The following is a 20,424-nucleotide window of genomic DNA, read 5'->3' as shown; positions in this document are numbered from 1 at the left end:
CATGAGAGAATGTCTTTCATTGCCAACAAGTTCCCTGGCGTCGCACCTGCACTGGTGGTCGACGGATGTGGCAACTCGGTCTATGCCGGGGTATTGGGGCATCACGGGGAGTGGAAAAGTCAGAGTATAAGCACAGGTGCTCCGCTGGAACAACTCTTTCCTGCGGTTGAAAACGCATTGCAGGAAGCGGAACTGTCGGTCGACGGCTTGGGGAGCTTTATCTATTGCCAGGGCCCGGGTTCCGTTTTGGGGCTGCGCCTTTGTGCCATGGCGATTGAAACCTGGCGCCGGCTCGGTGTCGCCTCCCGCCCCTGTTTCGCCTACAACAGCCTGACCCTGACCGCAGAGTTGCTAAAAAAGGACCGCGCGCCGGACGAGGCCCTGCTTTTTGCCGACTGGAAAAAAGGCGCCTGGCATGCGGTCGAGTTCAAGGCGGGCATGGCCGACGCCTGCCACGTCATGGATGATGCGACCCTCCAGGCCTACGGTGGCCAACGCTTTCACCTGCCCCAGCGCAAGGGCTGGCAAGCGGCACCGGATGGGGCGGTCCCCCTCGCCTACGAACCGCAGCGCTTGCACGAAGTCCTCTTTGTGGACGGCTTGCTCCGTCGAACCGAGGGTGTCGAGTTGGTCACCAGCAGTGCCGCACAATTTACAAAATGGGTGCCGGAGCGCCACCGCGCCTCGTCCTGAGCCGAGCGATACAATCGAGTAAAAAAAAGGAGCACAGCCATAAAGAGCAAACCACACCGCTGCTGGGCGGAGATCGACCTAGCCGCCTTCGAGCGAAACCTGCACCGCATACAGTCGGCCCTGCCCGACAAGGTACGCTATGTCGCGGTCGTCAAGGCGGATGCCTACGGACATGGCATGCCCCAGATGGTTCGGCGTCTCATGCAAAGCGGAGTCGACTGCTTTGCCGTGGCCAATGTACATGAAGCCGCGGACATCCGCCATCTCGGTGCGGGATGGCCCATCCTCGTGCTTAGCCCGGTCCTGCCGGGAGAGGAGAGCTACCTGCTCGATTATGAACTCGCCGCCACAGTCAGCACCCCTGAAGAAGTCCAACGGCTCAACCAAATCGCCAGTGCCGCCGGCCAATCCATCCGGGTTCACCTGAAGGTCGATACCGGAATGGGTCGTCTCGGAGTCTGGCACGAGCAGGCTTCGGAGATAATTCGAGCCCTTCAGGCATCCGAAGCCCTCCAGCTCTGCGGCATCTACACACACTTTTCCAGTGCCGACACCGACCCGGAATTCACGCATTTGCAGCGCAGTCGCTTCCTGGAAGTTCTGAGACTGCTGCCGGACATGGAGATCTCCGAGAATCCGGACTTCCTCATCCATGCGGACAACTCGGCCGCGATCGAGTCATTCCGCGGCGACACCCCGTTTAATGCGGTCCGCGTGGGCCTCTTGCAACTGGGCGTCTCCCCTTACCCGGACTCAGCCCTTGGCCGAGCCAAGGTCGAACCCGTCTTCAGTTTCCATACTCGCGTGGGGATCGTCAAGGAACTGCCGGCCGGCACCGACATCAGTTACGGCCGCACCCACACCCTCACACAAGCCAAGCGGATTGCCGTCCTGACCGCCGGCTACGGCGACGGCATTCCTCTAGAATTGAGCAACAAGGGCGAAGTGCTCCTGCAAGGCAAGCGCTGCCCCATCCTCGGCCGGGTTACCATGGATCAGACAATCGTCGACATCAGCGCACTGGACAAGGTGACTCCCGGCGACGAGGTCATTCTGATCGGCCGCAGTGGTGAGGAGGAAATCAGCGCGAACGAATTTAGCCGCCGGGCAGGCACCATTCCCTGGGAATGCCTGTGCTCCATCACGAAACGGGTCACACGAATCTACACGAACGGGCGTGAGATCTAGCGCTACTTCGATGGTGCGGCAGTCCCCCAGCCTGTTTTCCCTGTCACTGCAAGGTCTGCTGCTAGCCTTCCTCTGTTACCATAGTCTCTATTTTCTGCGCACCCCGATTCTGGAGCTTGGCAACGCGGACTATTTCCTCCACGGCCCCAACCTGATCTTTCACGAAGCCGGTCACGTCCTCTTCGGCATCTTCGGCAAACCGCTTCTGACCAGCTTTGGCGGCTCGCTCTTTCAATTTCTGGTCCCCGCCTTACTGGCTCTCGCTTTTATAATCAAGAACCGGGACCTCTATGCGACCGGCATCATGGCCTGGTGGGCCGGGCAGAATCTCGTCGATGTGGCGCCTTACATCAACGACGCCCGCAGCCTCAGCCTGATCCTCATCGGTGGCCACACTGGACGCGAGGTTGAGGGCCACGACTGGGAGTTCATCCTCACCGAATTGGACCTGCTCTCACGTGACATCTACATCGCACGTGATGTTTTGCTGGCCGGTCGAATCGTCATGATCCTTTCGCTGGCAATTGCGGCACTTGCCATTTGCTGGGCCCTCTGGTCGAGGCAGAACCGGCCTTTGCCGCAAGAACCCGGGTATTAAGACTAAGCCGTCGCAACCCACGATACGAAGCTGGTTCAGGCCGTATCCTTCCCTAAACTCGGCCGACAGGCTGACTAATAGATAGTCCACTCCGGACCTTTCCCGTTGATCGGCATCGGATCTGCACGCAAAGGGTACCGAGAGATTACAATGCCATGTTAAACGAAGAAATCATTCAGGCGATCGAGGCGACCAAGCCAATGTGTGTGGCCACTGCCGACAAGGACGGCCGGCCCAACATTATTTATATGAGCTACATCAAGGCGGTGAATTCAAAGACTTTGGTCGCGGCCGATTGTGCCTTCGCCAAGACTAGAGATAACCTCACCGTCAATCCGCGTATGGCGGTCCTCGTCATGCACCCGGAAACCAAACGCGCCTTTCAGATCAAGTGCCGTACGGAAGAAGTCACTGAGGGTGAGCGTTTCAACTCCGTGGCCGAATGGGTCCGTGAAAATCCGCCCCATTTCGAAACCCGGGCGGCCTACTACCTGCACGTTGAAGCGATCTATGCCGGCGCGGACAAACTGGTCTGACCGGTATTAGTCCGGCCGTTTCATCTCGAAAAGCTCCCCGGTCCGGCAATACCAATGCGGAGAAGCCATCCGCCCAACCGGTTGGTAGGCGGAGACATCCATGCGGTGGTTCGAAGGATCAAAGATTCCATCACGGACATGCACCCGATGGACAATTCCGAGAACCATACGGTTATTCCCGATCTCGAGGATACTGTGCTTACGGCATTCCAAGGCAGCTGGTGCCTCGCGAATCCAAGGCGAGCGCACACTTTCACCCGGCATCAGGGTAAGGCCGCACCCCTCCAGCTCGCTTTGGCCATGGGGCAGGCTGGCGGCGGTCCGGTTCATCGCTTCCGCCACCGCCTCATCGACCAAATTGATCACGAAGTCCTCCCCCTTCCGGATATTCAAGGCCGTATCCTTTGGCACGCCCGGTTCCCGGTCGCCCGGCGCGAAAGCCACTAACGGCGGCTTCGAGCCGAAGACATTGAAGAAACTGAAAGGGGCGGCGTTCACGACTCCGTCCGCACCGACCGTGGTCACCCAGGCGATCGGACGCGGAGTTACGAGACTCGCCAACACCTTATAGGCATCCGCGGCATGTGCATCCATCAAATCAAAGGTCATTCCCGCAAACTAAGCACTCCGGGCTGAAAGACCAGATGATACGGGATCCGGATTCAGGTTTCGGGATGTGAGTGACGTGGCTTGTCAGTGTCTGTCGCCAAATTCTCACTAATTCGGCGACGTTAGTGCGAAGCGCGTTGTAAAGGGCAACCGCATCCCGCACTCCGCACGACAATAAGCAACCTTTCTTTGCGGAATTAGGTGGCTTTATCGGAAGACTTGTATATATTGGCTACAAGGAGTTACCCCTATGACGCACTCCAGCCTAAAGCCCATGATGTACAGCGGGACACACACCGCTGCCGGGGAGCTTGCACAGATACAAGAAGGGGTAAGACCGAAACGGCTGGGCCTTGCCATTTCAGCCGGCGGCGCGAAGGGACTGGCCCATGTCGGTGTCATTCAGGTGTTGGAAGAAAACAACATTCCGATCGCAGCCGTTTCCGGGGTCAGCATGGGCGCCTACGTCGGGGCACTCTGGTGCGCCGGGTACACCGGGCCCCAACTGGTCGCACTGGCAGAGGAGATCCAGACTCCGAAAACGATGCGGAAGCTCTCTGACCCAGCCTTTCCTCCGACTCGGGGACTCTTTTATGGCCGCAAGGCCAAAGCCCACCTGTACCGCTCCATTGGCGATATCACTTTCGACAGGCTCATGCGGCCTCTCTACATCATTGCAACCGACATTGATACTTATGAACGCCTGGTCTGTCATGAGGGCAAAGTCGTCGACGCGGTGCACGCCAGTTGCGCACTCCCCGGAGTCATCGTCCCTGTTCACCATCAGGGGCACCGTTGCGTGGATGGCGGTGTCGTCGATCCGGTCCCCGTATCCATCCTCCACCAATTCGCAGAGGTCGATGCGGTCATCGCAATTTCGACCATACCCTCGATTGATGAGATTGACCATTGCGCGTCCAAAGTAGCGACCGGCCCCGAACGCAAGCTGTTGAAACGTTTGTACAAAACCGCCCTTCGTCCGATCAACTTGTTGGCTAAAGGTAATATCATCGACACTTTTGTCGCCTCCTTGAAGGCCTCCCAGATACGCATGGCGCACGATTCCTGCAAACATGCGGACATCGTCATCAAGCCAATCAGCTGTATCGGCCGCTGGTATGACTATCATCAATACGACCACTTCATCGGCATCGGTCGTGAGGCGGCACAGGCCGCACTCCCGGCAATCCGAAAATTACTCAATCCGGTCCAAAACAATGCAAGCCCACGCACAGACATGGTGGGAGAAAGCCTCAACTGACGAAATTCGCCACCAACAAAGTCGCCTTCTCCGTCGATACCTGAAACTCCGCGTCATCCCCTTTGTGCGGCACTACCGCGAAATATTCCAAAACAACGGAATACGGGTACAGGACATACGCACGACGGACGATCTGGAGCGCCTGCCCTTTACCCGAAAGGAAGATTTTGAGAACAATCGAGACTTCGTCGTCCTCCCCGAGGAGCGGACGCTCAAGTTGCAGCGTTCCAGCATCGGCCTCCTCCTGCGCTACGGTCCGAAGCGCGCGAAGCGCTTACTGGAACGCGAATTCCGCCCCATCTTTCTCACCAGCACAACAGGACGCTCATCCAGGCCGGTGCCTTTTCTCTACAGTGCCTATGATTTGGACCGGCTTCAAATTGCAGGTACACGTTTAATGCAAATTTGCGGATCCAGGCCGGAATACAAGCATGTCAACGCCTTCCCCTATGCGCCCCATCTGGCGTTCTGGCAGGCTCACTATGCCGGTTTGGGCTTCGGCAGTTTCACCCTTTCGAGCGGAGGCGGCAAAACGATCGGCACGGAAGGCAATATCCGTTTCATCGAGAAGACCCAAGCCGACGCACTCATCGGCATGCCGACTTTCATCTACCATCTGATGCATATCGCTGTCGATGAAGGCATGCATTGGCCGCACTTGAAGACACTCGTCCTCGGTGGCGAGAAAGTTCCCGATGGTATGCGCAGGAAGCTGAGGAAGCTATGCGCACAACTCGACGCCCACCCCGTCCGGATTTTGTCCACCTACGGCTTCACAGAAGCCAAAATGGCATGGACCGAATGCGGCGGGGGCCACGGCGAGGAGAACCACGGATTCCACCTGTATCCTGATATGGGATACATGGAAGTGATCGACCCGGAAAGCGGAAGAAGGGTGCCGGAAGGAGAGCCGGGAGAAATCGTCTACACGCAACTTGATTGCCGCGGCACCACGGTGCTTCGCTACAGGACGGGCGACCTGGTTGAAGGAGGGCTCAGTTATGAGGCATGTCCCGGCTGCGGCCGCCGTTGCCCCCGTCTGGTCGGGCGCATTTCAAGAGTCTCGAATATCCACCAACTGCAACTGGACAAGTTGAAAGGTAGCCTGGTCGACTTCAACAACTTAGAGCACCTGCTGGATGACACCCCGTCTGTCGGCGCGTGGCAACTAGAGATACGCAAACACAATGACGACCCGTTGGATGTCGATGAGATCATCGTACATGTCGTACCAATACAGGATACGATTTCCCACAATGAAATGGAGCACACGATCCGAGAACGTTTCAAGAAACAGGTCGAGGTCATGCCCAACTCGGTCCAGGTCCACGATTGGGACGCCATGCGCAAGCTTCAGGGAGTCGGCCGGGAATTAAAGGAACGCAAAGTTATCGATCACCGCCCACAGAAAGGATGAAATGAACACCGTATTGTATGTAATCGCCGGGATTCGAACTCCATTCTGCCGAATGGGAACAGAGCTCGCATCCCTGAGTGCGTCCGACCTGGGCCGGGCCGCTGTCACCGCGTTGCTGGACCAGACCGGAATCGACCCGGCACGCGTCTCGGAACTCATCTTCGGTTGCGTCGGTCAACCGGCGGATAGCGCAAACATTGCGCGCGTCATTGCCCTGCGGTCCGGTCTCCCAAGAACGGTCCCCGCTATGACTGTGAACCGCAACTGTGCATCCGGAATGGAGTCGCTCACGACGGCATGCCAAAGACTCCAGGCCGAGCGCGGCGACTGTTATATTGTCGGTGGCGTGGAAAGCATGAGCCATTACCCGCTGTTGTTCAGGGACTCGGCCTTGGAACACTTTACCGGCTTGTCGAAAGCACACTCGCTAGCCGAACGGTTGAAAGCTCTCAGCCGCTTCCGTCCGAACGATTTCAGCCCGCTCCTCGGCCTGCAACTGGGACTGACCGATCCGGTATCCGGGATGAACATGGGCGAAACCGCCGAACTTCTGGTTCGCGAATATGACATTTCCCGCGAGTGTCAGGACCGGTTTGCCGTTGCCTCGCACCGGAAAGCGAAAGCACACAGGGAAGCGACCGCACGGGAAATCGCCCCGGTATTCGTCGACGGTCATGCAGTGCTTGCCGACAATGGCATCCGTGAAGACTGCAACGAGCAAGGACTGGCCGGACTCAAACCGGTTTTCGACCGTGAGACCGGTAGTGTGACTCCCGGAAATGCGTCCCAGATTACGGATGGTGCCGTGGCCTTGCTCGTCGGCTCCGAAACTTGTGCCAGGGAATTGGGAATCGAACCTTTAGGCCGCTTGATTGATTATGCCTATACCGGGTGTGATCCTGCCCGCATGGGACTGGGTCCTGTGCGGGCAATTGAAGCGGTCAACCGCAGAGCCGGCCTGAAGCTGGCCGACGCCGACCTGTACGAGATCAACGAGGCCTTCGCGGCTCAAGTCCTCGCAGTCCTGAAAGCCCTGATGGAGCCGGAATATTCGGCCCGGGCCGGCCTTCCTGCACCACTCGGCGAGATCCCCCTCGACCGGCTCAACCAGCGGGGCGGTGCCATCGCGCTCGGCCATCCGGTCGGAGCGACCGGCGCACGCCTCATCCTTACGGCCTTGCAGCAACTGAAAGATTCGGGCGGTCGCCGCGCACTGGTCAGCCTCTGTATCGGCGGCGGACAGGGTGCTGCGCTTTGGCTCGAATCCACACATCCGAAATCCAAATGAAAGTCCGATGAAACACCTGAAATTCCAAATCAACGAAGGGCATGCGCAAATCGTCTTTGACCAGGCGGATTCAAGGGCAAACCTTTTTGACAAGTCCACCCTGCAGGAACTCCTACAGCTGCTGACACAGGTCAAAAGCAACGCGACGATACGAAGCCTCCGCTTCACCTCGGCGAAAAAGGGAATATTCATCGCAGGGGCTGACATCAAGCAACTCGTGAGCGCCACACCGGGAGAACTCGCCGCCCTTATCGACCTCGGGCACCAGACCTTCCAGGCGATCGAGGACCTGGCGATCCCCACGGCCGCCCTGATCGACGGCGCCTGTGTGGGAGGAGGTTACGAACTCGCACTGGCCTGCGACTGGCGAATTGCTTCGGATGCCGGAAGCACACGTATCGGATTACCGGAAACCCAGCTCGGCATACTTCCGGCATGGGGCGGATCGACTCGTCTGCCGCAAGTGCTCGGCCTGGCTCAAGCCCTGCCGCTGGTGCTCGCAGGACGGGTGCTGCCGGCCGACAAGGCCAAGCAAAAAGGACTGGTTGATGCCGTCGTACCGGCTGTCTACCTGAATGCGATGGCCGACCGCTATCTTGAGCGGGGCAAGCGGCCGCCCTTCACCCACGCCATTCAAAACAATACGGCCGCAGCCCGTCTCATCGAAGTCAAAGCGGAACATGAACTGCAACAGCGCAGCCGCGGGAACTACCCGGCACCGAAAAAAGCGCTTCGTGTCATGTGCGAATCCGTACACATTCCAAAGGAGAAGAGTTTTATCAATGAACGAAGCGCCTGCATCGAACTGGTCTCCAAACCTGAGACGACCCACCTGATCAACCTCTTCCTCTTGCGGGAAAAAGCGAAAAAGCTGTCCCTGCCGGACGTCGCCCCACGCCCGGTCGAACGGATCGCCGTGTTGGGCAGCGGCGTGATGGGCGCCGGTATCGCCTACTGGCTGAGCGCACGCGGCTACCCCGTCCTGCTTCAGGATGTGAGCGAAGAAGCCCTGGCCCGGGGCCTCGAAGCGATACGCAGGCAATACCGCCATGCCCGCGAGCGCCATATAATGAACCACGCAGAGGCCAGGGCCGGATTCGACCGAATCCACGCGACCGCCGACGCCGTCCCCTTGCATCGCCATCAAGTCGTGATTGAGGCGGCGCTTGAAGACATTGACGTGAAGAAACGCATCTTCCGCGAACTGGAAAGCCGCTGCTCGGAAGACTGTATCCTCGCCAGCAATACATCTGCCCTTCCGCTGCATGAGATTGCCGCCGTGATGCAACGGCCTGACCGTCTCGTGGGCCTTCATTTCTTCAACCCTGCCTACAGGATGCCGCTCGTAGAGGTCGTCAAATGCCGGAGTACTTCGGCCCCCACTCTGGCCACTGCCATTCGTTTCGCGCAAAAGATCGGCAAGGTGCCGGTCGTGGTTCAGGACTCGCCCGGCTTTCTCGTCAATCGCATCTTGCTTCCCTACCTGCTCAAAGCCTGCGCCATATTCGAGCGGGGCGTCGATCCGCAGTTGATCGATGAGGCCATGCTGGACTTCGGCATGCCGATGGGCCCCATGCGCCTGCTGGATGAAATCGGTCTGGATGTGGCAGGCCATGTTGCGTCGACTCTGACACAGGCTTTCCCCGGACGCTTTAAAATACCGGAACTGCTCGAAACCATCATCGGAATGGACTGCTTGGGACGTAAAAACGGCAAGGGTTTTTACCTCTACAAGTCAAACAAGGAGATGCCGAACAGGGAAGTACTCCAGTTGAGGGAATCCTCCGAAATGGACAAGGAGGTGATCACCCAACTGCTTACCAGTTGCATGTCCGAAGAAGCAGCCTGTTGCTTGGATGAAGCGGTTTCGGAATCGGCCGGGGATATCGACTTTGCGATGGTCATGGGAACCGGCTACGCCCCCTTCCGCGGCGGCCCGCTTCACTACGCGGACTCGATCGGTGCCATCCGCCCCGGCTTCTACCCACCGGCTCAAAAGAAGGATACCGAAGCGGTACTCACTCAACATTAAGAAAGGAGCCCAGATGAAAACCAGTGAAGACACCAGGGACCTGATCGACACCTCCGGGATGTCGGAAGGTCAGCGCCTCGCCCTGGAAGCCGCCGAAAGCTCGCGCGACAGCCGCATGCTCAGCGGCCTGGCCGCATCTTTGTTTGACGGTTGTCCCCGGTTTGACGGCATCACCCCCTTCCCTCTGCAATCTCGCGAAGATGCTGCCGAAGGCGACCGGTTTCTCTCAAAACTGAAACACTTCCTGGCAGAAAGGACGGACCCAGATGCGATTGACCGCGAGGGAGAGATCCCGACGGAGGTGATCGAGGGACTGGCACAGCTCGGTGCTTTCGGCATCAAGATCCCGCGCCAATACGGCGGACTGGGCCTCAGCCAAAGCAACTATTCCAGGGCGGCCATGGAGCTTGGCCGGAATTGCGGCAACCTGACGGCATTGCTCTCGGCCCATCAATCCATCGGTGTCCCACAACCGTTGCTCATCTTCGGCACCGAAGCACAGAAGCAACGCTACCTGCCCCTGTTTGCGAAGGGACAGATTTCGGCATTTGCCCTTACGGAAAAAGATGTCGGTTCCGACCCGGCTCGCATGAAAACCGAGGCCACTCCGGATCAGGATGGCAAAGGCTTCCGGCTGAATGGCGAAAAGCTCTGGTGCACCAACGGCCTGAAAGCATCGCACATCATTGTCATGGCGCGCACCCCCTCCGTAAGCCATCAGTTGCGAACGACGGCGTTTATCGTCGATATGAGCTGGCCCGGAGTGGAGATCGTTACGCGCTGCCATTTCATGGGCCTAAGGGCGCTGTATAACGGAGTGCTTCGCTTTCGGGATGTCTATGTTCCCCGGGAGAATATAGTCTTAGAGGAAGGGAAAGGTCTCAAAGTCGCACTGACGACATTGAATACCGGACGCCTGACCTTGCCTGCCGCCTGCACCGGACTGATGCAACGCTGTTTGGACATTGTGCTTCGTTGGTCGCGGCAACGCGAGCAATGGGGTAAGCCCATCGGACAACATGCCGCCATTGCCGAAAAAATAGCGGAGATTGCCGCAGATGCCTTTGTGACCGAAGCGATGGTTCGATATACGTCCTCGCTGGTCGATCGGGACAAACATGCGGACATACGCCTCGAAGCCGCGATGAGCAAACTCTGGGGCAGTGAAGCCGCATGGCGTACGATTGATGCGACGATGCAGATCAAGGGCGGACGTGGTTACGAAACGGCGGATTCACTACGCAACCGGGGCGAAAGTCCGGACCCGGTCGAACGCATGATGCGTGACTGTCGGATCAATACCATCTTCGAAGGTTCCAGTGAGATTATGCACCTCTTTATCGCACGTGAAGCATTGGATCCGCACCTACGGTTCGGTGGGCCTGTCCTCGATCGCCGCAAGCCCGGCATAGTACGACTCCGCGCCGGCCTGAGGGCCATGTCGCACTATGCACGCTGGTACCCTGCAAAGTACCTGCCCGGCAACACCCGCCTCCCTCCAGAGACCGAACCGGAACTGTACGTCGAATTCCTGCGGATTGAACGGCTGAGCCGAAAACTGGCCTGTGCTCTGTTTCACAGGATGTTGCGCTATGGCCCAGCCCTCGAAAGCCGACAGTTGGTACTGGCACGGTTGGTCAAGATCGGCACCGAACTGTTCGCGATGACCTGCGCCTGTGCCTACGCCCAAGCGCGTCATGACTTGCCCGAAACGGCTGTGCCGACTGCCAAGTATGTCTGTCGACGCGGCCAACACAGAATACAGACCTGGTTCAAGGAACTTGACCTGCCGCTCGATTCCATGGCGTACAATTTGGCACAAACCCATCTCAAGACTCGGGAAGTCCATTGAAAAACGGGATTCGCGCCCCGGGATATCAAGCCTCCAAATGCTCACGAATTCGGCGACATCAAAGCAAGGTGAATGGAGCGACGCGCTTCTGTGCGCCCGGACAAACAAGAAGGCCCGATCCCCCATCCCATATCCCGCCTGCCCTGAGCCTGTCGAAGGGTATCCCGTATCACGAATGCTCAAACAATTCCTGAACCGACTCACGGCGCAAATCACGCCAGAGCAAGAGTCCTACGGTCGTACCGGCCGGAAAACAGAACCAATTCAGCATCATCACCCAGTAAACGAAATGCCAGGACTTGGCGTGCAGGCAGTGGTAGCCGGCCCGCATCGTCAGGCAGCCGATCGCCCAACCGACAAAGACCTGGGCGAGGATGTAACCGATGAGCATGCGTGGCACCCACCCGGCGGTGCTGAGCTCGGAGATGTCAAAGATGCCGATCGCGCCGAAAAAATGGATGCTCGAATCAAAAACCACGACCGAAATGCCGGCCAAGGAAAGGAAGCTTTGCATGGCTCCCAGGATCATCAGGAGGGTACCGGCGAATTTTAGGTAGGATTGCTCCTCACTCAGCGGCACCCCGGGGGTTGGAGTAGCTTTCATAATTGCTGACATTATACTCGCTAATCCTTATAATTAAAACTGATTTTTATCTTTTGAGACCTGGGCTCCTGGGCATTGACTGAATACTGGCTCATTCAAATCAACTGGGCCAAAGAAGCGATTTCCATGAAACTGATCCACGGAGACATCTGGGACTACCATGCCAAAGGTGACGTGATTGCGATCACGACCGGTGGTATGGTCACACGCAAGGGCGTTTGCCTGATGCCTCGGGGTTGTGCCCGTCAGGCCTCCCTGCGTTTCCATGGTATTCCGGGAGAACTGGGCAAGCGTATCAAGGCGGGCGGATTGCACGTCTATCTGCTGTCCGACCGCATCGTCGCCTTTCCCATCGAATACAGCCCGATGGACCTCCCCGACACCCGGCTGATTGAGCAGTCCTGTCGCGAACTCGTCACACTCTGCGACGAGCAGCAATGGGATGCCGTCTACCTTCCCCGTCCGGGTTGCGGCTCCGGAGGGCTGCAATGGAGCGAGGTCGAACCTATCCTTCAGCGGCACCTGGATGACCGCTTCCGGATCATCGACCGGACCCCTTCGGATACGGGAGCCGCCCGCTGCTAGCGGCCGATCCGGATCAGCTCGACATCGAAGACCAGCATGCCGGCGGGTGCACCGCCTTGCGGGTTTTCGCCATAAGCCAGTTTTGCCGGAATCCAGAAACGGCGTGTTTCGCCTTCCACCATGAGTTGCACCCCTTCGGTCCAGCCGGGAATGACCTGGAACAGGCCGAAGCTGGCCGGTTGGCCGCGCATCACCGAGCTATCGAAGAGCGCACCGTCGGTCGTCCAACCGCTGTAATGCACCGTCACAAAATCCGTCTTCGCGGGATTTTTTTCACCCCCACCGGCCTTCAACACGCGGGAAGCCAGGCCACTTTCGCGGACTTCGGCAGCTTCGGGCACTCCGGCCACGTCTTCGGGCACCTTGGGAGGCTCGGGTGCCTTTTCAAAGGAAAGAAGTTCGACGTCGAAAACCAGCATGCCGGCGGGACGACCACCGGCGGGGTCATCCCCATAGGCCAGTGCAGCCGGAATCCAGAAGCGGCGTTTTTCACCCGCAACCATCAGCTGCAAGCCTTCGGTCCAGCCCTTGATCACACGGTTCAGAGGGAAGCTGGCCGGTTGGCCGCGGCGTACGGAACTGTCGAACAATTGGCCGTCTGTGGTCCAGCCACTGTAATGCACGGTTACGGTATCCGCAGCAGCCGGGGATTCCTTCCCGGAACCGGAAGTCAATACACGTGAAGCAAGGCCGGACGCAGTGGTTTCGGCATCGGCGGGGACACTTTGGACATCAGCAGGAGTTTCAATCATGCGCCTTGTTTCATCGCCTGTGTCGCGCAGGTCAAACGAAAAGCCCCGCTTTTCGAATACGGTGAACCGCGGTTAGATCTTGTAATCCTTGTGCAGGCGGGCGGCCCTGCGGGCCAGGGATGACGGCGCACGGCTCGATTTCGAGTATTTGGCCAAGGCTTTCAGAATATCCGTCGAGGGCGGCAGGTTGAGGATGTAGTGCTCCTCAAGCAACTCCCCCGCCCGCTTCAGGGCGGCCTTTTGTGTCGCTTCTGTGCCGCCAGTGTCCAGCAGTCGATCGATGATGTCCTTGGCTTCTGAATCCATAATCCCGATACAAGTATCCCTCAGCCAATAGAGTCAATCCATGTCGAATATTGCCATCCAAATTCTCACGAATTCGGCTAGGTGGATGCGAAGCATTGGAGGGACGCGCTTTGCCGCGTCCGCACGACCTTGTTAGGATCCCCGCCTCTCGTATCCCCGACCATATATACCACCATTGACAGCAAGGCCCAGTCCGCCAAGCTGACTACAGAAACCCTTTATAGCCACGGCCGGCAGAGACAATCGGAGATTGCACGGAACTACCAATCCGACCCCGTATAGGCCCATGGCGATCCCGACATGACACACCCTAGCCCGGCAACCGAACTCGAACAGACAAACCAAGAGTTCTATGATAGACTTTGGCGCCGAGTGCGCCTGATTGCCCCGCAGCGTTTCAACACCTGGCCACTGGTCGAGCAGCTCAGCAAGGAAGCAGGCACTCGTCTGGAGATCGCACCGGGCATGCGACCACGACTGCCGATCTGCGGAACCTGTTTTGCAGACATCAGCCGGCCAGCCCTGGATGCGCTCGCCAAACAGGGCGGGCATGTGCATCAGGCTTCGATCGAAGCATTGCCCTTTCCCGGCAAGCAATTCGATTTGGTCTGCGCGCTCGATATCATCGAACATGTCCGGGAAGATGACCGCGCACTGACCGAGATCTGTCGTGTTGCCAAGCCCGGAGCACACTGCCTCCTATCCGTTCCGCTTCACATGTCCTTTTGGACCCGCTTCGACGACATCGTGGGCCATTGCCGACGCTACGCGCCGGATGACTTGTCCAGCTTGCTGGCGCGACACGGTCTGAGCGTCGAGCAGAGTTGCGCCTACGGGATGCAGCCAAAATCCAGCCGTCTGGTCGACTGGGCCATGGACTATATGGAGAAAAACCCGGAACGGGCCATGTGGTATTACAACTCGATCTTCATGCCGATCGGGCTGCGCTTCCAGAAAGCACTGAACATGCGGCCCGGAATGGGCTCATTGGATGAATTTGACGAAGTCATCCTGCATTGCCGTCTCAGCAGCGAAACCTGACCAAGCCTCTCACTTCACCGTCTGCGCGGCACGCAGTCCAACGGGAGCCCGCTCGTAGACCGGCAGCGCCCGGTAGGCTACCAGTAGCCGACCGACACCGAGAACAGCCAATCCGCTGAGAAAGGCCGCCAGGTAATGCGGCAGATACTCCGGTGCCAAGTGCCCGTACAGGTTTGTATTCCCAATGAACAGGACCGTGAGTCCGCTCAGCACACTGGCAAAGGCCCAGTTGCGGCCGACTTTCCATTCATAGAGTCCGGCCAGCATGACAGGTGCGAGCTGGAGCATCCCGCCGAAGGCATTGAAGGCCAAGTCACTCACCAGCTCCGGGCGGATGCTCGCGATAAACGCAAAGATCGCAATCGCCAGGGTACACCAACGGTTGAGACGAAGCACCGAGGCGCCGCTGCCTTTCTTGCCGCGATACCATTGCTCGCTCACAATGAAGCCCACACTCAATAGAATAGAGTCGGCCGTCGACATCGTCGCCGCAAGAATGCCGACCGTAGCCATCGCCCCGATCACCGGCGGCACCGTCGCGGTGATCGCCCCGATCACCTGATCCCCGCTTGCCAAGCCCGGGAAGTGAACCGCCCCACCCAGTCCGAGCACGCAGGCCACCATCGTCACAAAAACGCCGAGCACCGGGAACAACCACATCAGGCGTCGCAGGTAGACTTCATCCTTCACAATCATGTAGCGCTGCGCATTATGCGCCATCGGTACGGCACCGAGCGAAATCAACAGCGCAAGGCTGACAATCAGCACCGGATTGTAGAACCCGTTCGGACCCGAAAGGCTCCAAAGCGAGGGGTCGGAAACCGCGTCAACCTCGCGCACGAAACTCCCGAGATCCCAGGCCCAGTAGGCCCAAAGAAATGTAATGACCACCCCGATACAACCGACGATGGTCATCAAGGACTGTACGATGTCCGTGCTGACGATATTCTTCAGCCCGCCGGATTCGGAATAGAAGTAGATCACAGCGAGCGCGGCGGCCGCGGTCCAGACGTAGGGCAGGTCCATGGCGCCTTCCATCAATCGGGCAAAGCCTGTAATTTGGGCCGCCATGTACGGGACCATGCAAAACAGCGTCACCAGCACGAACAGCAGCTCAAGCCCCGGAGAGCGGAAATGCCGCAGGTACAGTTGTATGGGAGAACGTATTTCCGGGTAGCGCCGCGAGAGGCGCCAGAGGCGTCGCCCGACCGTGCCGGTGATGAGTGCCAGCATGATATAACCCAGCGCCGCGAAATAGAAGTTCCCGACCCCGTGCATGTAGTAGTAGCCGGCCGCGCCAATCAAGGCCACCGCACTGAAGTAGGTCGCCCAGAAGGTAAAGACCGAGGCGAGGAAACCGACGGACTTGTCGGCGAGGAAAAACGTATCCAGATCCGTGGAACGTGTACGGGCGGAGCGCAGCGCCAAAACCAGCAGCCAGATAAGATATCCGGCGAGGAAGATGGCTGCCCAGATGACATAGGCTGACATGCCGTTTCGCGTAGCTACGGCTATGCCAATCATTCGGAAATTAAATATCTGGAATAATCTGTGCTAAAGGCTTCGCATGATTGAAGAAAGCTACCAAATCCACGCAGCCAAATATCCCGCAGAGTGCACCTTCAGCGAAAGCGACTGGAATGCACTCGCCAACATGTGGTACCCCATCGCGCTGGAAGAGGACATCGCAGAGAAGCCGGTCGCCCTGAGCTTGCTGGACGTGCGTCTCGTGGTCGCCCGCCTGGGGGATGAATATGTGGTGGCGAAAGACCTTTGCATCCACCGTGGCGCTCCGCTCTCCGCCGGATGGATCAAGAACAGCTGCGTGGTCTGCCCCTATCACGGCTATGAATTTGGCGCCGACGGCAAGTGCACCAAGGTGCCCTGCGACCCCGACTGGAAAATCCCCGCCAAGGTCCGCCTCGAAACCTATCTGCACACCGTCAAGTACGGCCTCATCTGGGTCTGCCTCAGCGGGGATCCGCAAAACCAGCTCCCGGAATGGGAACCGGAGGCCGACAACCCGGCCTACCGACGCTTCCATATGGGGCCTGAAATCTGGGACTGCTCGGCCGGCCGCGCGATCGAGAACTTCATCGACAACGCGCACTTCTCCTTCGTCCACCAGAGCTCCTTCGGCCAGGAATCCAGCGCGACCATGGGCACCGAGTATGAGTTCGAGATGACCGACAACTGGATGACGATGGAGTTCGAGTACCTGGCCACCAATCCTTCCGACTCCCCCATCTCCAATGAGGCGGAGCTGAAGCGGCACATGCACCGCACGCTCTATTTCCCCTTCTGTACGCGCACCTGTATCAGTTACCCCGGCGGACGTGAACACATCATCCATATCAACATCACGCCGGTCTCGGCCCGCAAGGCGCAGTTGATCGTCGTCTTCACCCGCAACTTCGACCACGACGTGCCGGTCGAAAAACTGCTCGAATGGGAGCGTAAGATCCTCGGGGAAGACCGGGTCATTATCGAGATGCAAAAGCCGGAGGAAATCCCGCTGGAAATTTCAGCCGAGGTGCACGCCAAGGCGGACAAGGCATCCATCGCCTACCGGAACTGGCTGCGCAAAGTCGGGCTCGGCCGTAGCTTTACCGCCTAACCCGGAGCCGCGTGAAACTCTTCGTCAAAGGCGACCTCGACGGCTTCTTTGCCCTGGGGCTCGACAACATGGTGATGCTCATGCTGATGAGCAGCCTGTGCCAGGGCTTTCTCGGGTTCAGCAACGAGCTGTTTTATGCGCAGATCCTCCCGGCAACCGCCGTGGGCCTCGCCATCGGTAATTTCTATTATGCGCGGCAGGCGCTCAAGCTGGCCAAAAGGGAGAATCGCGACGATGTCTGCGCCATCCCCTACGGAGCCAGCATACTGACCATCGTCGCCTTTGTCTTCCTCGCCATGTACCCGGTACAGCAGGCCGCCCTGGCCGAGGGTGCAACCAAGGCCGATGCCGACCGGCTGGCCTGGCAGGCCGGGCTCCTCGCCTGCTTCTGCTCCGGCCTGATCGAGTTCTTCGGCGCCTTCGTTGTCTACCACATCCGCCGCTTCACGCCGCGCGCGGCACTGCTCTCGACCCTCGCGGGCATCGGTTTTACCTTCATCGCGATGGACTTCGTCTTTCGCAGCTTTGCCTACCCGCTGGTCGGCATCACCATGCTCGGACTGACGCTGCTCGTGTATTTCGGCGGCGTGAAACTTAAGTGGGGACTCCCGGTGGGCATGATGGTCATCGTGATCGGCAGTGTCCTTTCCTGGACCCTACATTTCACCCAGGGCTCCAATATTGTTCCGGCCGCCCCGCTGCAGCCGGAAATGTTCGGGCTCTACCTGCCCATCCCGGTCCTGGGCGATCTCTTTGCCGCCTTCAAGATGCTGCCGCAGCTGCTGCCCGTGCTCGCGCCGGTCGGCATCATCCACCTCGTGCTCTCCCTGCAGAATATCGAGTCGGCCGCCGCCGCGGGCGATAACTATCCGGCCAAACCGGCACTCGCCGTCAACGGGCTCGGCACCATCGCGGCCGCCGTCTGTGGCTCCCCCTTCCCGACCTCCATCTATATCGGTCATCCCGGCTGGAAGGCCTTGGGCGCACGGGCCGGCTACTCCGTCCTGACCGGCAGCGTCCTCGGCATCATTTGCCTGACCGGCAGCGCCAGCCTGCTCTTCCACTTCGTGCCGATCGAGGCGGGGATGGCCATCCTCATCTGGATCGGCATCTCCATGATGTCCCAGGCCTTCGAGGCGACCCCGCAGAAACATATCCCCGCGGTCATCATCGGCATCATCCCGCCGGTGGGCGCCTATATCGCCCTCATGCTCAAGCATGCTGTATCCGCAGCGGGCATACAGGCGGGCACCTCCTTTTTCGAGCCGGGCCTCCTCGGCGTGCTGCAATCCGCACGCTCCTTCTACGCGCACGGGGCCTTTGCCCTCGAGCAGGGCTATGTCTATAGTTCGGTCATCCTCGCTGCCGCCACGGTCTGCATCATCGACCAGCAGTTCCGCAAGGCCGCTGCCTGGTTCCTGCTCGCCGCCTTTTTCTCCATGATCGGCCTGCTCCACCAGTACAGCTTCACCTACGCCGACACGGTCTCCGTCATGCGCCTCGAATTGAACGAGTGGTTCTGGGCCTACCTGACCGTCGCCGCACTCCTCTGGATCGCCCCATGGATCACCGTCAAATCCAGCCACGGCCATCATTGATACGATTTATGCAAGCAAACGAAGAAATCATCCACTTCATCAATCGCCTCCCCAAGGGGGAGCACCATCTGCACATCGACGGCAGCCCTCCCTGGCACCGTATGCAGGCCAGCGACCCGGAACGCTACCAGACGGAGCCGCCCTCCTGGGCCGACCACTTCCGCTTCCCCTCCTTTGACGATTTCGAGGCCGCCATCGTGGAGTATGTCGTCCCCTGGCTCAACAGCCCCGAGCGCTACGCCCTGGCCGCCGCCGACCTGCTGGAGACCCGCAAGTCGGAAAACGTCAAGTATGTCGAATTCAGCTTTGCCGCCCTCGCGGTGGAACGCTCCGGGGTCGACTTGAACGAGGTGGCCGAGGCCATCTACCAGAGCATCCCCGACGATCTCGAAGTGCGCCTCTTTGCCGGCCTGCACCATAAGGGATTTTCCGAGAATCAGGACAAGCACCTGGCCGACATTCTCAGCTCGCCCTACATTCACGGCATCGACCTGCACGGCCACGAGCTCTTCCCGCTCCGCCCCTGGATCATCGATTTCTGGAAGGATGCCGAGGCCGCCGGCAAGCTGCGCAAGGCACACGCCAGCGAGCTCACCGGCCCGCTCGGTGTGCGTGAGGTGATCGAAAAACTCGGGGTTCGGAAAATTCAGCACGGCGTGCAGGCCATGCACGACCCCGAGGTCGTGCAACTGGCCGCCAGCGTGGGGGCCAGCTTCGACGTCTGCCCGATCAGCAATGTCAAACTACTGGCCGTCGAATCAGCGGAGTCCCATCCCATCCTCGAGCTGGAAGAAGCCGGCATCCGCTGCACCATCAACACGGACGATCCCTTCATCTTCGGCAACGCGCACCTCAAGGATGACTATCTCATGCTTCACCAGGTACTCGGTGCCACCCCCGCCCAGCTCGCCGGCTTCGCCAAGAACAGCTTCACCACCGCCGACTTGAGCGATTCACAAAAGCAGGACTTCTGCGCGGAAATCGACAGCGTCCTCGAAGACTTCATGGCCTGCGGCTCCGCCTAGCCGCAACTCCTGGCGACTCAACTTCAGGCCTCAGCTTACGGCTCGATACCGGGGATGCACACAGAATGATTACTGACAAAATGATTCTTACAACCGTGCGGGAGAGGCAGAATGATTTTCCAGCAACGCCGCTGCTTATTGTGCAGTGTCTCCGCGCTGCCACGCTTCGTCAGCTCTCAAAAACAGCTCCTCCTCTCTCCGAGGGGAGGCCTGTCACGGCGTATCGGAGAGAAGCCGGATGTCCCGGCTTGACCGGGACGGAGGGGTCCCCAGAGCAACTCCCGGTCTCCTCTCAGGTACAGGTTCAGGACATAGGTACCAAAAAAGGTTCAGGACATGGGTAACACTTTCGGCCAGAAAGGGTGATGCCATGGAGAGAAACCAAAATGATAGAAGAACGCATGAATTTTGCCTTAAAGAGC

General features: G+C 58.8%; 19 protein-coding genes. 14 read left to right on the top strand and 5 right to left on the bottom strand.

What is annotated here, in order from left to right; genetic code table 11:
- Positions 1 to 9: 9 nt before the first annotated feature.
- The 4 genes from O2597_RS17945 (at position 10) to O2597_RS17930 (ending at position 3,015) form a co-directional block, all read left to right on the top strand.
- The gene (locus tag O2597_RS17945; RefSeq protein ID WP_269527065.1) at positions 10 to 693 is read left to right on the top strand and encodes a hypothetical protein; all 684 of its coding nucleotides are present in this window, start codon (positions 10 to 12) and stop codon (positions 691 to 693) included.
- Positions 694 to 732: 39 nt separating this feature from the next.
- Positions 733 to 1,881 (top strand): alanine racemase, encoded by a 1,149-nt coding sequence (gene alr / locus O2597_RS17940; protein ID WP_269527086.1) that lies wholly within the window; start codon positions 733 to 735, stop codon positions 1,879 to 1,881.
- Complete coding sequence (locus O2597_RS17935) at positions 1,871 to 2,479, top strand: hypothetical protein (protein ID WP_269527063.1); 609 nt, start codon at positions 1,871 to 1,873, stop codon at positions 2,477 to 2,479. Before alr ends, O2597_RS17935 begins: the two co-directional genes overlap by 11 nt.
- Positions 2,480 to 2,634: 155 nt before the next feature.
- Entirely contained in the window at positions 2,635 to 3,015 is a 381-nt protein-coding gene (locus O2597_RS17930; RefSeq protein ID WP_269527062.1) for a pyridoxamine 5'-phosphate oxidase family protein, read from the top strand.
- A 6-nt stretch (positions 3,016 to 3,021) separates the two neighbouring features.
- Here O2597_RS17930 and O2597_RS17925 read toward each other — a convergent pair whose 3' ends face one another.
- Positions 3,022 to 3,624, bottom strand: a complete 603-nt coding sequence (locus tag O2597_RS17925; protein ID WP_269527060.1) for a flavin reductase family protein — start codon at positions 3,622 to 3,624, stop codon at positions 3,022 to 3,024.
- Positions 3,625 to 3,874: 250 nt separating this feature from the next.
- Between O2597_RS17925 and O2597_RS17920 the strand changes: the two genes are divergently transcribed.
- The 5 genes from O2597_RS17920 to O2597_RS17900 are packed head-to-tail and all read left to right on the top strand — an operon-like array spanning position 3,875 to position 11,474.
- Positions 3,875 to 4,885 carry a patatin-like phospholipase family protein gene (locus O2597_RS17920; RefSeq protein ID WP_269527058.1) on the top strand — a complete coding sequence of 337 codons (1,011 nt, stop codon included), beginning with the start codon at positions 3,875 to 3,877 and terminating at the stop codon, positions 4,883 to 4,885.
- A complete protein-coding gene (locus O2597_RS17915) occupies positions 4,842 to 6,302 on the top strand; it encodes a phenylacetate--CoA ligase family protein (protein ID WP_269527056.1) in 1,461 nt (486 codons plus the stop codon). The genes O2597_RS17920 and O2597_RS17915 overlap by 44 nt, the downstream gene beginning before the upstream one ends.
- Before the next feature lies 1 nt (position 6,303).
- Positions 6,304 to 7,590, top strand: a complete 1,287-nt coding sequence (locus tag O2597_RS17910; protein ID WP_269527054.1) for a thiolase family protein — start codon at positions 6,304 to 6,306, stop codon at positions 7,588 to 7,590.
- Positions 7,591 to 7,597: 7 nt separating this feature from the next.
- Positions 7,598 to 9,622, top strand: a complete 2,025-nt coding sequence (locus O2597_RS17905) for a 3-hydroxyacyl-CoA dehydrogenase NAD-binding domain-containing protein (RefSeq protein ID WP_269527052.1) — start codon at positions 7,598 to 7,600, stop codon at positions 9,620 to 9,622.
- Positions 9,623 to 9,635: 13 nt separating this feature from the next.
- On the top strand, positions 9,636 to 11,474 hold the full coding sequence (locus O2597_RS17900; RefSeq protein WP_269527050.1) for an acyl-CoA dehydrogenase family protein: 1,839 nt from the start codon (positions 9,636 to 9,638) through the stop codon (positions 11,472 to 11,474).
- A gap of 169 nt (positions 11,475 to 11,643) precedes the next feature.
- On the opposite strand, the gene O2597_RS17895 is transcribed toward O2597_RS17900, so the two are convergent.
- On the bottom strand, positions 11,644 to 12,078 hold the full coding sequence (locus O2597_RS17895; RefSeq protein WP_269527048.1) for a hypothetical protein: 435 nt from the start codon (positions 12,076 to 12,078) through the stop codon (positions 11,644 to 11,646).
- 126 nt (positions 12,079 to 12,204) lie between these two features.
- Between O2597_RS17895 and O2597_RS17890 the strand changes: the two genes are divergently transcribed.
- Positions 12,205 to 12,663 carry a macro domain-containing protein gene (locus O2597_RS17890; protein ID WP_269527046.1) on the top strand — a complete coding sequence of 153 codons (459 nt, stop codon included), beginning with the start codon at positions 12,205 to 12,207 and terminating at the stop codon, positions 12,661 to 12,663.
- Here O2597_RS17890 and O2597_RS17885 read toward each other — a convergent pair.
- Complete coding sequence (locus O2597_RS17885; RefSeq protein WP_269527044.1) at positions 12,660 to 13,415, bottom strand: FKBP-type peptidyl-prolyl cis-trans isomerase; 756 nt, start codon at positions 13,413 to 13,415, stop codon at positions 12,660 to 12,662. The genes O2597_RS17890 and O2597_RS17885 overlap by 4 nt on opposite strands.
- Positions 13,416 to 13,487: 72 nt before the next feature.
- On the bottom strand, positions 13,488 to 13,721 hold the full coding sequence (locus O2597_RS17880) for a hypothetical protein (protein ID WP_269527042.1): 234 nt from the start codon (positions 13,719 to 13,721) through the stop codon (positions 13,488 to 13,490).
- A gap of 300 nt (positions 13,722 to 14,021) precedes the next feature.
- On the opposite strand from O2597_RS17880, the gene O2597_RS17875 reads away from it, so the two are divergent.
- Positions 14,022 to 14,762 (top strand): class I SAM-dependent methyltransferase, encoded by a 741-nt coding sequence (locus O2597_RS17875; RefSeq protein ID WP_269527040.1) that lies wholly within the window; start codon positions 14,022 to 14,024, stop codon positions 14,760 to 14,762.
- Between the two features lie 9 nt (positions 14,763 to 14,771).
- Here O2597_RS17875 and O2597_RS17870 read toward each other — a convergent pair whose 3' ends face one another.
- The gene (locus O2597_RS17870) at positions 14,772 to 16,253 is read right to left on the bottom strand and encodes a sodium:solute symporter family protein (protein WP_269527039.1); all 1,482 of its coding nucleotides are present in this window, start codon (positions 16,251 to 16,253) and stop codon (positions 14,772 to 14,774) included.
- Positions 16,254 to 16,329: 76 nt separating this feature from the next.
- Here O2597_RS17870 and O2597_RS17865 point away from each other — a divergent pair, with 76 nt between their 5' ends.
- From O2597_RS17865 to O2597_RS17855, 3 genes are read left to right on the top strand one after another with little or no spacing between them, the layout of a single operon-like run.
- Entirely contained in the window at positions 16,330 to 17,379 is a 1,050-nt protein-coding gene (locus O2597_RS17865; RefSeq protein WP_269527037.1) for an aromatic ring-hydroxylating oxygenase subunit alpha, read from the top strand.
- Positions 17,380 to 17,390: 11 nt separating this feature from the next.
- The gene (locus O2597_RS17860; RefSeq protein WP_269527035.1) at positions 17,391 to 18,977 is read left to right on the top strand and encodes a hypothetical protein; all 1,587 of its coding nucleotides are present in this window, start codon (positions 17,391 to 17,393) and stop codon (positions 18,975 to 18,977) included.
- Positions 18,978 to 18,985: 8 nt separating this feature from the next.
- The gene (locus tag O2597_RS17855; protein ID WP_269527033.1) at positions 18,986 to 20,002 is read left to right on the top strand and encodes an adenosine deaminase family protein; all 1,017 of its coding nucleotides are present in this window, start codon (positions 18,986 to 18,988) and stop codon (positions 20,000 to 20,002) included.
- The last annotated feature ends 422 nt before the right edge of the window (positions 20,003 to 20,424 follow it).

It is taken from the genome of Coraliomargarita parva (assembly GCF_027257905.1).
Lineage (GTDB): Bacteria > Verrucomicrobiota > Verrucomicrobiia > Opitutales > Coraliomargaritaceae > Coraliomargarita_A > Coraliomargarita_A parva.
The sequence above is the reverse complement of the archived record's forward strand: the minus strand, read 5'-3'. Positions and strand labels throughout refer to the sequence as shown.

What these genes read in the sequence shown, in the direction of transcription:
- O2597_RS17945 (WP_269527065.1), top strand. Translation starts at nt 10, where the DNA reads ATGTCTTTCATTGCCAACAAGTTCCCTGGCGTCGCACCTGCACTGGTG.
- O2597_RS17930 (WP_269527062.1), top strand. Translation starts at nt 2,635, where the DNA reads ATGTTAAACGAAGAAATCATTCAGGCGATCGAGGCGACCAAGCCAATG.
- O2597_RS17925 (WP_269527060.1), bottom strand. Translation starts at nt 3,624, where the DNA reads ATGACCTTTGATTTGATGGATGCACATGCCGCGGATGCCTATAAGGTG.
- O2597_RS17920 (WP_269527058.1), top strand. Translation starts at nt 3,875, where the DNA reads ATGACGCACTCCAGCCTAAAGCCCATGATGTACAGCGGGACACACACC.
- O2597_RS17915 (WP_269527056.1), top strand. Translation starts at nt 4,842, where the DNA reads ATGCAAGCCCACGCACAGACATGGTGGGAGAAAGCCTCAACTGACGAA.
- O2597_RS17910 (WP_269527054.1), top strand. Translation starts at nt 6,304, where the DNA reads ATGAACACCGTATTGTATGTAATCGCCGGGATTCGAACTCCATTCTGC.
- O2597_RS17905 (WP_269527052.1), top strand. Translation starts at nt 7,598, where the DNA reads ATGAAACACCTGAAATTCCAAATCAACGAAGGGCATGCGCAAATCGTC.
- O2597_RS17900 (WP_269527050.1), top strand. Translation starts at nt 9,636, where the DNA reads ATGAAAACCAGTGAAGACACCAGGGACCTGATCGACACCTCCGGGATG.
- O2597_RS17895 (WP_269527048.1), bottom strand. Translation starts at nt 12,078, where the DNA reads ATGAAAGCTACTCCAACCCCCGGGGTGCCGCTGAGTGAGGAGCAATCC.
- O2597_RS17890 (WP_269527046.1), top strand. Translation starts at nt 12,205, where the DNA reads ATGAAACTGATCCACGGAGACATCTGGGACTACCATGCCAAAGGTGAC.
- O2597_RS17885 (WP_269527044.1), bottom strand. Translation starts at nt 13,415, where the DNA reads ATGATTGAAACTCCTGCTGATGTCCAAAGTGTCCCCGCCGATGCCGAA.
- O2597_RS17880 (WP_269527042.1), bottom strand. Translation starts at nt 13,721, where the DNA reads ATGGATTCAGAAGCCAAGGACATCATCGATCGACTGCTGGACACTGGC.
- O2597_RS17875 (WP_269527040.1), top strand. Translation starts at nt 14,022, where the DNA reads ATGACACACCCTAGCCCGGCAACCGAACTCGAACAGACAAACCAAGAG.
- O2597_RS17870 (WP_269527039.1), bottom strand. Translation starts at nt 16,253, where the DNA reads ATGTCAGCCTATGTCATCTGGGCAGCCATCTTCCTCGCCGGATATCTT.
- O2597_RS17865 (WP_269527037.1), top strand. Translation starts at nt 16,330, where the DNA reads ATGATTGAAGAAAGCTACCAAATCCACGCAGCCAAATATCCCGCAGAG.
- O2597_RS17855 (WP_269527033.1), top strand. Translation starts at nt 18,986, where the DNA reads ATGCAAGCAAACGAAGAAATCATCCACTTCATCAATCGCCTCCCCAAG.